Annotated in this window: 11 protein-coding genes; 4 read left to right on the top strand and 7 right to left on the bottom strand. The window is 57.1% G+C overall.

The genetic code is table 11. The annotated features are described in order from the left end of the window. Positions 1-16: 16 nt before the first annotated feature. The 5 genes from AOY23_RS08730 to AOY23_RS08710 form a co-directional block, all read right to left on the bottom strand. Complete coding sequence (locus AOY23_RS08730; protein ID WP_054178854.1) at positions 17-2,146, bottom strand: YgiQ family radical SAM protein; 2,130 nt, start codon at positions 2,144-2,146, stop codon at positions 17-19. Positions 2,147-2,283: 137 nt separating this feature from the next. Further along, on the bottom strand, positions 2,284-3,696 hold the full coding sequence (ftsP, locus tag AOY23_RS08725) for a cell division protein FtsP (RefSeq protein ID WP_054178855.1): 1,413 nt from the start codon (positions 3,694-3,696) through the stop codon (positions 2,284-2,286). A 54-nt stretch (positions 3,697-3,750) separates the two neighbouring features. After that, on the bottom strand, positions 3,751-4,488 hold the full coding sequence (gene plsC, locus AOY23_RS08720; protein ID WP_054178856.1) for a 1-acylglycerol-3-phosphate O-acyltransferase: 738 nt from the start codon (positions 4,486-4,488) through the stop codon (positions 3,751-3,753). 76 nt (positions 4,489-4,564) lie between these two features. Further along, positions 4,565-6,823 carry a DNA topoisomerase IV subunit A gene (gene parC, locus AOY23_RS08715; RefSeq protein WP_054178857.1) on the bottom strand — a complete coding sequence of 753 codons (2,259 nt, stop codon included), beginning with the start codon at positions 6,821-6,823 and terminating at the stop codon, positions 4,565-4,567. Positions 6,824-6,990: 167 nt separating this feature from the next. Continuing rightward, positions 6,991-7,380: a YgiW/YdeI family stress tolerance OB fold protein gene (locus AOY23_RS08710; protein WP_054178858.1), complete on the bottom strand. Its 390-nt coding sequence runs from the start codon at positions 7,378-7,380 to the stop codon at positions 6,991-6,993. A 148-nt stretch (positions 7,381-7,528) separates the two neighbouring features. Between AOY23_RS08710 and qseB the strand changes: the two genes are divergently transcribed. The 4 genes from qseB (at position 7,529) to AOY23_RS08690 (ending at position 10,576) form a co-directional block, all read left to right on the top strand. Further along, entirely contained in the window at positions 7,529-8,188 is a 660-nt protein-coding gene (qseB, locus tag AOY23_RS08705; RefSeq protein ID WP_054178859.1) for a quorum sensing response regulator transcription factor QseB, read from the top strand. After that, entirely contained in the window at positions 8,185-9,534 is a 1,350-nt protein-coding gene (qseC, locus tag AOY23_RS08700; protein WP_054178860.1) for a quorum sensing histidine kinase QseC, read from the top strand. Before qseB ends, qseC begins: the two co-directional genes overlap by 4 nt. A gap of 110 nt (positions 9,535-9,644) precedes the next feature. Then, positions 9,645-10,226 carry an NAD(P)H-dependent oxidoreductase gene (locus tag AOY23_RS08695; RefSeq protein WP_054178861.1) on the top strand — a complete coding sequence of 194 codons (582 nt, stop codon included), beginning with the start codon at positions 9,645-9,647 and terminating at the stop codon, positions 10,224-10,226. 35 nt (positions 10,227-10,261) lie between these two features. Continuing rightward, on the top strand, positions 10,262-10,576 hold the full coding sequence (locus AOY23_RS08690; RefSeq protein WP_054178862.1) for a putative quinol monooxygenase: 315 nt from the start codon (positions 10,262-10,264) through the stop codon (positions 10,574-10,576). A gap of 56 nt (positions 10,577-10,632) precedes the next feature. Here AOY23_RS08690 and parE read toward each other — a convergent pair whose 3' ends face one another. Together parE and yqiA are read right to left on the bottom strand one after the other, a co-directional pair. Beyond that, positions 10,633-12,528, bottom strand: coding sequence for a DNA topoisomerase IV subunit B (parE, locus tag AOY23_RS08685; protein ID WP_054178863.1), 1,896 nt, complete (start codon positions 12,526-12,528; stop codon positions 10,633-10,635). 27 nt (positions 12,529-12,555) lie between these two features. After that, complete coding sequence (yqiA, locus tag AOY23_RS08680; RefSeq protein WP_054178864.1) at positions 12,556-13,131, bottom strand: esterase YqiA; 576 nt, start codon at positions 13,129-13,131, stop codon at positions 12,556-12,558. Positions 13,132-13,136: the final 5 nt, after the last annotated feature.

Raw genomic sequence — 13,136 nt, 5'->3', positions numbered from 1 at the left:
CAGGGCTAAAGAAGCATCAGCGCCGCTGATGCTTCATCGGCGTATGTTTGGTCAGCGCCGGGCGCGTGTTGCGATTCTGACGGCGCGCCTCGCGCATCTCTTCAATCGTCGGTGCCGGAACCAGACAATCACGGCGACCGCCAATCAGATGCTTTTTGCCCATCGCTTCCAGCGCCTGACGGATCAGCGGCCAGTTGGCCGGATCGTGATAGCGCAGCAACGCTTTGTGCAGACGACGCTGTTTGTCGCCCTTCGGCACCACGACTTCTTCACTCTTGTAACCCACCTTCGCCAGCGGGTTTTTGCCGGTGTGATACATGGTGGTTGAGTTCGCCAGCGGCGACGGATAGAAGTTCTGCACCTGATCGAGACGGAAGCGGTGCTTCTTCAGCCACAGCGCCAAGTTCACCATGTCTTCATCACGGGTCCCCGGGTGCGCGGAAATAAAATACGGGATCAGATACTGCTCTTTGCCTGCCTGCTTCGAGTACATGTCGAACAGTTCTTTAAAGCGATCGTAGCTGCCCATTCCCGGCTTCATCATCTTCGAAAGCGGCCCCTCTTCGGTGTGCTCCGGGGCAATCTTCAGATAACCACCCACGTGATGGGTCGCCAGCTCTTTGATGTAGCGCGGATCTTCCACGGCGATGTCATAACGCACGCCGGAGGCGATGAGGATTTTTTTGATCCCTTTCAGATCACGGGCGCGGCGATAGAGGTTGATCGTCGGTTCGTGATTGGTGTCCATATGCTGGCAGATGTCCGGGTAGACGCACGACAGGCGGCGACAGGTCTGCTCTGCACGCGGCGACTTACAGCGCAACATATACATGTTGGCGGTCGGGCCACCAAGATCGGAGATCACACCGGTAAAACCCGGTACAGAGTCGCGAATGGCTTCGATCTCGTTGATGATCGAATCTTCTGAGCGACTCTGGATGATGCGCCCTTCGTGTTCGGTGATCGAACAGAACGAGCAGCCACCGAAGCAGCCACGCATGATGTTGATCGAGAAACGGATCATCTCGTACGCCGGAATGCGGCTGTTGCCGTATGCCGGATGCGGCACACGTTTGTACGGCAGGGCAAACACGCTGTCCATCTCTTCGGTCGACAGCGGAATGGCGGGCGGGTTGATCCAGATGTAGCGATCGCCGTGCTTTTGCATCAGCGCACGGGCGCAACCCGGGTTGGTTTCATGATGCAGAATACGGGAGGCGTGGGCATACAGCACTTTGTCGCTTTTAACTTTTTCAAACGATGGCAGCAGCACGTAGGTTTTCTCCCACGGCTTCGGGCGCGGCGGCTGAACGACAATGGCTTTCGCTTCGGCTTTCTTCGGTTCGACCGGTTTGTTATCCGCACACGGCAGGTCTTCACCGTACGGATGCGGGATCGGGTCGATTTTGCCCGGCATATCAATAATACGGGAGTCCACTCCGCTCCAGCCCGGCAGCGCCTCTTTCACCATAATCGCGGTGTTGCGTACGTCGCGGATCTCAGCGACCGGTTCCCCCTGCGCCAGACGGTGCGCCACTTCCACCAGCGGACGTTCGCCGTTGCCAAAAATCAGCATGTCGGCTTTGGAATCCACCAGCACGGAACGACGCACGGTATCAGACCAGTAATCATAATGCGCAGTACGGCGCAGACTAGCTTCGATGCCGCCGAGGATCACCGGCACATCTTTCCATGCCTCTTTACAGCGCTGGGTATAGACCAGCGTCGCGCGGTCCGGGCGTTTGCCCGCCACGTTATCCGGCGTATAGGCGTCATCATGGCGCAGCTTGCGGTCAGCGGTGTAGCGGTTGATCATCGAATCCATGTTGCCGGCGGTCACGCCGAAGAACAGGTTCGGTTTGCCGAGACGCATGAAGTCTTCTTTGCTGTTCCAGTCCGGTTGCGCAATGATGCCGACGCGAAAGCCCTGCGCTTCCAGCATACGGCCGCAGATCGCCATGCCGAAGCTCGGATGGTCGACGTAGGCGTCGCCAGTCACCAGTATGATGTCGCAACTGTCCCAGCCAAGCAGATCCATCTCCTCCCGTGACATCGGCATAAAGGGCGCGGGGCCAAAACAGGCCGCCCAGTACTGGGGCCAGGAAAAGAGGTCGCGATCCGGCTGGATCAGGGAAATAGCGCTCATAGTGCTTCCGAAGAAAAAACAAACAAAAGGGCGGGGATTATACGCCGGATCATTGTGGGAAATGAAGGAGTATTGTGCGGGGCCAGGTAATGCCCGGTGGCGCTGCGCTTACCGGGCCTGTGTGACTGGCGGGCGATTTACGGCGCCGGATTCACCAGCATCTGCCCAATCGAACCGCGATCGGCCATTTCCAGCGTCTGGCTGACAAACTGGAACGGGAAATGCGGCCATGACGGCTGACCATAGTAGACCAGCAGTTCAACCTGACCATCGATCCACACCGTATCCTTCCAGCCGCGATCTTCCGGGAACGGCATCGCGCCGTTAACGTTGCGGATCTGGAACATCACGCCTTCAATGTGGAACGACTGTGGCAGATCGGCGCGTACCGTCCAGCGCTCCCAGGTTCCCTGCTGCGCGGTGATATCAATGCGTTTCGGATCCCACAACTGGCCGTTAATGCCCGGATCTTCGCCAAGCGTAATATCGCGACTGCGAATCGGCGTACCGGACATGATCTCCGTTGGCAGCAGCCGCATCGGCAGGCTGTCAGTGACCAGCGGCAGCAGCCCAGTCGGGCGCAAGGTCAGCACTAAGGTGGAAATCAGAATGCTCGACGGCTCAAAGAAGCCGCGAATACGATCGACAATACTGGCGGCTTCACCACAGGTAATCGACACTTCATCGCCGTTGGTCATATCCACCAGCACTTCACGGCGTTCGCCAGGTGCCAGCGACAACTGCTTCACGGACACCGGTGCCGGTAAAAAACCCTGATCGCCGGAAATCACATGCAGCGGGCGTCCGTCACTCATTTGCAACTGATAGCGGCGGGCGTTCGACGCATTCAGCAGACGCAAACGCACCCAGCCACGGGACACCTCGACATACGGGCTTTGCACGCCGTTCACCAACAACGTATCGCCGACAAAACCGCCGTTACCGGGCTCGCTGTATTCCGGTGTGCCAAAGTTGTCGAGGCGTTTGTCCTGGATAATCACCGGGAAATCATCAACGCCGTAGTGGTTCGGAATGGGTAAGGACTTACTCACCTCGTCTTCCACCAGCCACATGCCCGCAAGACCGTTGTAGACCTGCTGTGCCATGTGGTTCGGCGTGTTGGCGTGATACCACAACGTCGCCGCGCTCTGGCGAATCGGCAGCACCGGCGCCCAGTCAGCATTAGGCGACATCATACGCGCCGCACCGCCGATGAGCGGCCCCGGCACCTGTAGCCCGCTGATGGTCATCGCCACGTTTTCTGACAGGCGGTTGCTGTAAATCAGCTTGGCGTCATCACCGTTCCAGACGCGAATCGTCGGCCCGAGATAACGGCCATTGATGCCCCAGACCGGCGCGCGCGTGCCCTGGGTAAACGACCAGTGCGCACGTTGCAGGGTTAAGAAGATCGGCTGACCATGGCGGGACTCCACCAACGGCGGGATCGGCAATGCCTGTTGCTGACCCGCGGCGTTTGCCCTCAGCGGCACGGCACCGGCACACAGTGCCAGCCCCGAGGCCTGAATAAACTGACGCCGACTGAGTGACATAGAGACTCCATGAAATACTGACAAAACAGAAGGCAGGAATTCGTTTCCCGCCGATTAGCGTTTTCCGCTCGCTTCCCGCTGCGCGACTTCCTGATCGAGCTCGGCAATCTTCGCCGCCATTACCTCACGGCAATGAGTGGACAGAGCGCGAACCTGATCTTTGCCCCATTTGCTGGTATCGATGGGTGGGAGCATCTCCACAATCACCAGACCATTATTCAGGCGGTTGAGGTTAATTTTATTAGACGTATTGGAAACGCACACAGGAATAATCGGCACACCCGCCGCCAGTGCAGCGTGAAAAGCGCCGGTTTTAAACGGCAGCAGGCCACGGCCGCGGCTACGCGTTCCTTCCGGGAACATCCAGAAGGAAATCCTGCGTTTTTTGAAGTTTTTGACCACTTCAGCAATGGTGCCGTGCGCTTTCGCCCGGTTGTTGCGGTCAATCAGCAGGTTGCCCGTCAACCAGTACAACTGACCAAAAAACGGGATCCACAGCAGGCTTTTCTTGCCGACGGTGACCGTTGGCGGCTGAACAATGCTTGATGCCGTCACCATGTCGTAGTTGTTCTGGTGGTTAGCAATGTAAATGGCATTACCGTAGCTTTCCGCATCAGCAGGTTTACGCAGCTCCACCTTCAGGCCAAAAAGCGGCGCAAGTCGGCCAAACATATGGCCAAACGTCGCAACGTGTTTGGGATTGCGTGGACTGAACAGACAGTAAATGCAGCCAAAAATGCATACCAGAATGCAGTAGATCACGACGATGATTAATCGAAAAATTAATAACATAACATCCTCTGAAACCCAGGCCCTTGGGTCTTACCGCAAATTCTAACACGCCCCTCAAAAGTCGGGGCGTTTGTTTTTACTCTTCGCTATCGCCAGCGTCAGGGCGCTTCGGTGAGTCGATGTCAATGCGATCGATTTTTTGCAGACCGCGCATCAGCGTACCGCGGCGTCCGCGTTCGCCAGTGACTTTCTGCAACTCTTCCGGACGCAGCTTAATCTTACGCTTACCGACATGAATGGTCAGCGTGCTTTGCGGCGGCACTAAATAAAGGTGCGCCAGGCTGTCGAGACCTTTGGCGGCATCTGCCGAGGCGATGTTGATGATTTTATTGCCCTTGCCTTTCGACAGCTCAGGAAGGTCGCTGACCGGGAACATCAGCATACGACCGGCCGTGGTGATTGCCAGCAGCATGTCGGCGTCATTTTCGATGACCACCGGCGGCATCACCTGTGCGTTTTCCGGCAGAGAAATCACCGCTTTACCGGCACGGTTACGCGCCACCAGATCATTAAAGGTGCAGACAAAACCATAGCCCGCGTCAGACGCCATCAGCAGTTTTTGATCGTCCCCTTCCATCAGCATATGCTCGACGGTCGCACCCGGCGGCAGCGTCAGCTTACCGGTCAGCGGCTCGCCCTGACCGCGCGCCGACGGCAGCGTGATCGGGTCAATCGCGTAGCTACGGCCGGTAGTATCAATAAACACCACGGGCTGGCTGCTCTTGCCTTTCGCCGAGGCTTTCCAGTTGTCGCCGGATTTGTAACTCAGCCCCTGCGCGTCGATGTCGTGCCCTTTCGCGCTACGTACCCAGCCCATCTGCGACAGAACGATGGTCACCGGCTCGGACGGCAGCATGTCGTGCTCGTTCATCGCCTTCGCTTCTTCGCGCTCGTGCAGCGGAGAACGACGCTCGTCGCCGTAGGCTTCGGCATCCGCCTGCAGCTCTTTCTTCAGCAGGGTATTCATTTTGCGTTCAGAGGCGAGAATCGCCTGGATCTGATCGCGCTCTTTTTCCAGATCGCTCTGCTCGCCGCGGATTTTCATCTCTTCCAGTTTAGCGAGATGGCGCAGTTTCAGTTCGAGGATGGCTTCGGCCTGGGTTTCGCTAATGCCGAACCGCGACATCAGCACCGGCTTCGGCTCGTCTTCGCTGCGAATGATGTGGATCACTTCGTCGATGTTGAGGAAGGCTATCAACAAACCTTCAAGAATATGCAGACGACGCAGCACGCGTTCCAGACGATAGTTGAGGCGGCGGGTCACGGTATCGCGACGGAACGCCAGCCACTCTGTCAGGATCTCCAGCAGGTTTTTCACCGCCGGGCGACCATCCAGACCGATCATGTTCAGGTTGATGCGGTAGCTTTTTTCCAGATCCGTCGTGGCAAACAGGTGGTTCATCACCTGCTCCATGTCGACACGGTTGGAGCGCGGCACAATCACCAGACGCGTCGGGTTTTCGTGGTCTGATTCATCGCGCAGGTCGTCAACCATCGGCAGCTTTTTATTGCGCATCTGGCTGGCGATTTGCTCCAGCACACGGGCGCCGGACACCTGGTGTGGCAGCGCGGTAATCACCACGGCGCCGTCTTCTTTTTTCCACACCGCGCGCATGCGTACGGAGCCACGACCATTCTGGTAGATTTTGCGGATTTCGGCGCGCGGGGTAATGATTTCCGCTTCCGTCGGGAAGTCCGGCCCGTGCACGATATCCAGCAGCTCATCCAGCGAGGTTTTCGGTTTTTCGATCAGGGCAATCGCCGCGCTGGCGACTTCGCGCAGGTTATGCGGCGGAATGTCCGTCGCCATCCCGACGGCAATACCGGTGGTGCCGTTCAGCAGGATGTTGGGCAGACGCGCAGGCAGCATTTTCGGCTCCTGCAACGTGCCGTCAAAGTTCGGCACCCAGTCAACGGTTCCCTGCCCCAGCTCGCCCAGCAGCACTTCGGCATATTTCGACAGGCGGGATTCGGTATAACGCATGGCGGCGAAGGATTTCGGATCATCCGGCGCCCCCCAGTTCCCCTGCCCGTCAACCAGCGGGTAGCGGTAGGAGAACGGCTGCGCCATCAGCACCATCGCTTCATAACAGGCGCTGTCGCCGTGCGGATGGTATTTACCGAGGACGTCACCGACAGTACGGGCGGATTTTTTAAACTTGGCGCTGGCGCTCAAACCCAGCTCAGACATCGCATACACGATGCGACGTTGAACCGGCTTCAGGCCATCACCAATGAACGGCAACGCGCGATCCATGATGACGTACATGGAGTAATTGAGGTAGGCGTTTTCCGTAAATTCATGCAGCGCAAGGCGCTCTGCCATATCGCTCATTAACTGTGATTCCTTAATATATGCGCCGGTCTGGTGCAGGCGGCAAAACTACCCGCGATAATACCCTATCTGGCGCGCCGAGTCACAGGGGCGTCTGGCGTGAAAATAACAGACATCCGGGCGATCTCTCGCCCGGATGGAAAAGGGTGCTGCGTTAACGAAAAAACTTAGTTCGTTTTGCTGATCTGTTTGACGTCGATTTCCACCGAGTTCCAGTCTTTATCGACTTCGCCGCGGATCTCAACCTTGTCCTGCGGGGTGACGGTCACGCCGTTCCAGCGCTTGTGATCGATATCGACGTTAATCGTCCCGCTGGCGTCTTTGAAGACGTACAGATCGTCAGAAATACGCTCAACAATGTTGCCGCGCAGCGTCACCCAGGTGTCATCGCGCAGGGTTTTAGCGTTTTCAACAGTGGTGACGGAGCCGTCCGGCCCCTGGAATCCGCCGCTCTGCGTTTGTGTTGCGCCCGGACCGGTAAAGCCGCCCTGATTTGCCGCAAATACCGGGGCAGACATCAGCGCCAGAATGGCTGTCATAGCCGCTAATTTTTTCATTTTTTACTCTCCTTTTTCATCTCTGTGGCGTCCATTACACAGAATAAAACTTAACAACTTCTTAAGGCAAAAAAAGAAATTTTTTTGCTGTACAGCATCGGTTGCGCCGGGTTTACTGGGGGAAGAAACGCTTTACAAGGACGATCTTATGCGCATTTTACTGGTAGAAGACGACAAGCTTATTGGCGATGGACTGAAAACGGGCCTGAGCAAAATGGGCTTTAGCCTCGACTGGTTCACCCGCGGCGACGAAGGCAAAGCTGCGTTGTACGCCGCGCCGTACGATGCGGTCATTCTCGATCTCTCCCTGCCCGGCATTGACGGGCTGGATATTCTGCGCGAATGGCGCGACAAGGGCCGCAGCGAACCGGTGTTGATCCTCACCGCCCGCGATGCGCTGTCACAGCGTGTGGAGGGGCTGCGCCTCGGCGCGGATGACTATCTGTGCAAACCTTTTGCGTTGATTGAAGTGGCGGCGCGTCTCGAAGCGTTGATTCGCCGTTCGCACGGTCAGTCGAGCAATGAACTGCGTCACGGCGCGGTCACGCTCGATCCGGGCAAACTGACAGCGACGCTTTCCGGCGAGCCGCTGGCGCTCAAACCGAAAGAATTTGCCCTGCTGGAGCTGTTGCTGCGCAACGCCGGGCGCGTGCTGCCGCGTAAACTCATTGAAGAGAAACTCTATAACTGGGACGACGATGTCTCCAGTAACGCCGTGGAAGTGCATGTCCACCATCTGCGCCGCAAGCTCGGCACTGATTTTATCCGCACGGTGCACGGCATCGGCTACACCTTAGGTGATGTATGACGCTAATTCGCCAGCTCAGCCTCCGTCTGCGGCTGACCCTGCTGTTTTTCCTGCTGACGCTTGTCGCGTGGGGATGCGCCAGTTTTTTCGCCTGGCAGCAGACCTCGGAGAAACTCGACAAACTGTTCGACACCCAGCAGATGCTGTTCGCCAAACGCCTCAGCGCGATGGATTTTGCGAGTGTGCATTCACTTACCCCGATGGTGGCGGAGCGGAAAAAGATCAAGCACGGCCATCTTGATGATGACGCGCTGGCTTTTGCCATTTTCACCGCCGACGGCAAACGCCTGCTTGATGATGGCGAAAACGGTCGCGACATTCTTTATGACTATCGCCGCGATGGTTTCGACGATGGTCAACTGAAGGACGATGACGATGCATGGCGTTTTCTCTGGCTGACGACGCGCGACGGGCAATACCGCATCGCGGTCGGTCAGGAGTGGGATTACCGCCAGGAGATGGCGCTGGACATCATTACCTCGCAACTGACACCCTGGCTGATCGCGCTGCCGCTGATGCTCATTCTGCTGTTCGTGCTGTTGAGCCGTGAACTGTCGCCGCTGAAAAAGATCGCTCGTTCGCTACAACTGCGTTCGCCGGAATCCGCGGAGCCGCTCGGCACAGAAGGTGTGCCCAGCGAGGTGCGTCCGTTAGTGGATGCGCTGAATCAGTTGTTTCAGCGAACGCATGACATGGTGGTGCGCGAGCGCCGTTTTACCTCCGATGCGGCGCATGAACTGCGCAGTCCGCTGACGGCGCTGAAAGTCCAGACCGAAGTGGCACAACTTTCGGTGGATGATCCTGACGCCCGGGAAAAGGCGCTCGCCCAGTTGCACACCGGCATCGATCGCGCATCAAGGCTGGTCGAACAGTTGCTGACGCTGTCGCGCCTGGATTCGCTGTCGCAGCCTGATGACATCACGCCAATCCCGATGGAAGATCTGTTGCAGTCGGCAGTGATTGATATTTACGCTTCCGCGCAGTCCGCTGGCATCGACGTGCGTCTGCACACTGAAGCGCAGGGCGTTATGCATGCCGGGCAGCCGCTGCTGCTCAGCCTGCTGGTGCGCAATCTGCTCGACAATGCCATTCGTTACAGCCCCCGCGGCAGCCAGGTTGATGTCACCCTCAGCGCCCGTCAGTTTACCGTTCGCGATAACGGCCCCGGCGTGAGTGAAGAGGCGCTGGCGCGCATCGGCGAGCGCTTTTATCGGCCGCCGGGTCAGGATCAAACCGGTAGCGGGCTCGGGCTGTCTATCGTTCGCCGCATTGCCGCGCTGCACCAGATGTCGGTCACCTTTGGCAACGCGCCGGACGGGGGGTTCATCGCGCGTGTGTGCTGGTAAAACGTTTAATTATTGCGCCGGGAGCAAAAGACTTTGCACATTTTGCTCATTTTCCCCTTTCGTTAGTTCGCGTATTATCACTGCCAAACTCGTTACACTGGGAACAAAACATGAGCAACATTTTGATTATCAACGGTGCGAAAAAATTCGCCCATTCCAACGGCCAGTTAAATGACACCCTGACCGAGGTCGCGGACGGCGCGCTGCGCGACGCCGGGCATGATGTTAAAGTCGTTCGCGCGGACAGCGACTACGACATCAAAGAAGAAGTGCAAAAATTCCTCTGGGCTGACGTCATTATCTGGCAGATGCCGGGATGGTGGATGGGTGCGCCGTGGACCGTCAAAAAGTACATCGATGATGTCTTTACCGAAGGTCATGGTTCTCTGTATGCCAGCGATGGCCGCACTCGTTCCGACGCCAGCAAAAAATACGGTTCCGGTGGCCTGATTCAGGGCAAAAAATACATGCTGTCGCTCACCTGGAACGCGCCTGCAGAAGCATTTTCTGACGAAGCGCAGTTCTTCCACGGCGTTGGCGTTGACGGTGTTTACCTGCCGTTCCACAAAGCCAACCAATTCCTGGGAATGGAAGCATTGCCGACGTTTATCGTTCACGACGTGATCAAAATGCCGGATGTCCCCACGTATATCGCAGAATATCGCAAGCATCTGGCTGAAATTTTTGGTTAACTAGACGCAGGTAAAACAAAGGAGTTGAGTTAACCATGTTGACAGTGATTGCAGAAATTCGCACCCGTCCAGGGCAACACCACCGTCAGGCGGTGCTGGATGAGTTCGCGAAAATTATTCCGACCGTGCTAAAAGAAGAAGGCTGCCACGGCTATGCGCCGATGGTCGATCACGCGGCGGGCGTCAGTTTCCAGGCGACAGCGCCGGATTCCATCGTGATGGTGGAGCTGTGGGAAACCGTGGCGCACCTTGAAGCACATCTGCAGACCCCGCACATGAAAGCGTGGAGCGAAGCAGTAAAAGCGAACGTACTCGAAAGCCATATTCGCATTCTGGAGAGCGGGGTTTAATCCCTGCGGTATTGGTTTTACAGGCCCGGTAAGCGTCAGCGCTACCGGGCCTTTTGTTACGCTTCGATATCCGCCATATCGCCTTTTTCCTGCAGCCAGTTACGGCGATCTTCCGACCGTTTTTTAGCCAGCAGCATATCCATCATGGCGGTAGTCTGTTGCTCATCTTCATCGGTGATGATCAACTGCACCAGACGGCGGGTGTTCGGATCAAGCGTGGTTTCGCGCAACTGCATCGGGTTCATCTCGCCCAGCCCTTTAAAGCGCTGCACGTTCGGTTTGCCCTTTTTACGTTTGAGCTGTTCGAGCACACCGGCTTTCTCTTCTTCCGTCAGGGCGTAATAGACCTCTTTGCCGAGATCGATACGGTAAAGCGGCGGCAGTGCGACGTAAACGTGGCCTTCTTTTACCAGCGTGCGGAAGTGCCGTACAAACAGCGCGCACAGCAGCGTGGCGATGTGCAGACCGTCGGAATCCGCATCCGCGAGGATACAAATTTTACCGTAGCGCAACTGGCTGAGATCATCGCTGTCCGGATCGATGCCGATCGCCACAGAGATGTCGTGCACCTCCTGCGAGGCCAGCACTTCGTCAGACGAGACTTCCCATGTATTCAGGATTTTACCTTTGAGCGGCATGATCGCCTGATATTCACGATCGCGCGCCTGCTTGGCGGATCCGCCTGCGGAATCCCCTTCCACGAGGAACAGTTCGGTGCGGTTGAGATCCTGCGCGGTGCAATCCGCCAGTTTGCCTGGCAGCGCCGGGCCACTGGTCAGTTTTTTGCGCACCACTTTCTTCGCCGCGCGCAGACGGCGCTGGGCGCTGGAAATCGCCATTTCGGCCAGCAGCTCTGCGGCCTGGACGTTCTGGTTCAGCCACAGGCTGAAGGCATCTTTCACCACACCTGACACAAACGCCGCGCACTGACGCGAAGAGAGACGCTCTTTCGTCTGCCCGGCGAACTGCGGATCCTGCATTTTCACTGACAGCACGTAAGCGCAGCGATCCCAGATATCTTCCGCCGACAGTTTCACGCCGCGCGGCAGAATATTGCGGTATTCGCAGAATTCACGCATCGCATCCAGCAGCCCCTGACGCAGACCGTTGACGTGCGTACCACCCTGCAGGGTCGGGATCAGGTTGACGTAGCTTTCGGTCAGTAACTCGCCGCCTTCTGGCAGCCACAGCAGCGCCCAGTCCACCGCTTCGGTGTCGCCTTCAAAATTACCGACGAACGGCTTTTCAGGCAGCAACGGCAGACCGTTGACCGCTTCGCTCAGATAGTCGTTCAGACCATCTTCGTAGCGCCAGGTTTGCTCGGTGTTGTTGACGTTATCTTTAAAAACGATTTCGACGCCCGGGCACAGCACCGCTTTAGCTTTCAGCAGATGGGTGAGGCGGGAAACGGAAAAACGCGGGCTGTCGAAGAAGCTTTCGTCCGGCCAGAAATGCACGCTGGTACCGGTGTTGCGTTTGCCGCAGGTACCGGTGATATGGAGATCTTCCACCTTCTCGCCGTTTTCAAAAGCGATGCTGTAGACCTGCGCGTCACGGCGCACGTTCACTTCAACGCGTTTTGACAGGGCGTTCACTACGGAGATCCCCACGCCGTGAAGGCCGCCGGAGAACTGGTAGTTTTTGTTGGAGAACTTACCGCCCGCATGCAGCCGACAGAGGATCAGTTCCACCGCCGGAACACCTTCTTCCGGGTGGATATCCACCGGCATGCCGCGACCGTCGTCGATCACTTCCAGCGACTGATCGGCATGCAGAATAACTTCCACGCGTTTTGCGTGGCCCGCCAGCGCTTCGTCCACGCTGTTATCAATGACTTCCTGCCCCAGATGGTTAGGGCGAGTGGTGTCGGTATACATCCCCGGGCGGCGGCGGACCGGCTCTAGCCCGGTGAGTACCTCAATGGCATCAGCGTTATATGAAGATTGCGTCATGATCTGTTCGTAGATAGTTCAGTTTGCTCAGTGCAAACCCAGGAAATCGATAATCTGTGTGAAATGATCTTCGAAGCCAATAAATGCGTGGTTACCGCCCTCCTCCACCGTCTGACGGCAGGAGGCGTAATACTCTACAGCCTGGCGGTAATCAAGCACTTCGTCACCCGTCTGTTGTAGCAGCCAGATAAGATCCGGCGCCTCCAGCGGGTCGATCTGCATCACCTTGAGATCGTAAATATGGCGTGACTCTAGCACATATTGTTCACCGGTGTAGGGATTCTCATTCTGACCGAGATAGTTTAGCAGCAGTTCAAAGGGTTTAATCGCCGGATTAACGACCACTGCCGGTAACATAAAGCATTGCGACAGCCAGGTGGCATAGTAGCCGCCGAGCGACGAGCCGACCACGCCCAGCGGTTCGCCGCCGAGCTCCAGCACTAACCCTTCCAGCAGTTCAGCCGCTTCCGCCGGAAACGCGGGCAACTGCGGGACCACCATATTGATGTCAGGGTGCGCCTGCGCCAGCCAGTGTTTCATGGCCGTCGCTTTCTCTGAGCGAGGCGAACTGTTGAAACCGTGCAAGTAGAGAAGCGTAGACATGCGTA

Source organism: Trabulsiella odontotermitis, from assembly GCF_001297775.1.
Classification (GTDB): Bacteria; Pseudomonadota; Gammaproteobacteria; order Enterobacterales; family Enterobacteriaceae; genus Trabulsiella; species Trabulsiella odontotermitis.
Note: the sequence above shows the minus strand (reverse complement) of the source record. Positions and strands in the feature narration are given on the sequence as shown.

What these genes read in the sequence shown, in the direction of transcription:
- AOY23_RS08730 (WP_054178854.1), bottom strand. Translation starts at nt 2,146, where the DNA reads ATGAGCGCTATTTCCCTGATCCAGCCGGATCGCGACCTCTTTTCCTGG.
- ftsP (WP_054178855.1), bottom strand. Translation starts at nt 3,696, where the DNA reads ATGTCACTCAGTCGGCGTCAGTTTATTCAGGCCTCGGGGCTGGCACTG.
- plsC (WP_054178856.1), bottom strand. Translation starts at nt 4,488, where the DNA reads ATGTTATTAATTTTTCGATTAATCATCGTCGTGATCTACTGCATTCTG.
- parC (WP_054178857.1), bottom strand. Translation starts at nt 6,823, where the DNA reads ATGAGCGATATGGCAGAGCGCCTTGCGCTGCATGAATTTACGGAAAAC.
- AOY23_RS08710 (WP_054178858.1), bottom strand. Translation starts at nt 7,380, where the DNA reads ATGAAAAAATTAGCGGCTATGACAGCCATTCTGGCGCTGATGTCTGCC.
- qseB (WP_054178859.1), top strand. Translation starts at nt 7,529, where the DNA reads ATGCGCATTTTACTGGTAGAAGACGACAAGCTTATTGGCGATGGACTG.
- qseC (WP_054178860.1), top strand. Translation starts at nt 8,185, where the DNA reads ATGACGCTAATTCGCCAGCTCAGCCTCCGTCTGCGGCTGACCCTGCTG.
- AOY23_RS08695 (WP_054178861.1), top strand. Translation starts at nt 9,645, where the DNA reads ATGAGCAACATTTTGATTATCAACGGTGCGAAAAAATTCGCCCATTCC.
- AOY23_RS08690 (WP_054178862.1), top strand. Translation starts at nt 10,262, where the DNA reads ATGTTGACAGTGATTGCAGAAATTCGCACCCGTCCAGGGCAACACCAC.
- parE (WP_054178863.1), bottom strand. Translation starts at nt 12,528, where the DNA reads ATGACGCAATCTTCATATAACGCTGATGCCATTGAGGTACTCACCGGG.
- yqiA (WP_054178864.1), bottom strand. Translation starts at nt 13,131, where the DNA reads ATGTCTACGCTTCTCTACTTGCACGGTTTCAACAGTTCGCCTCGCTCA.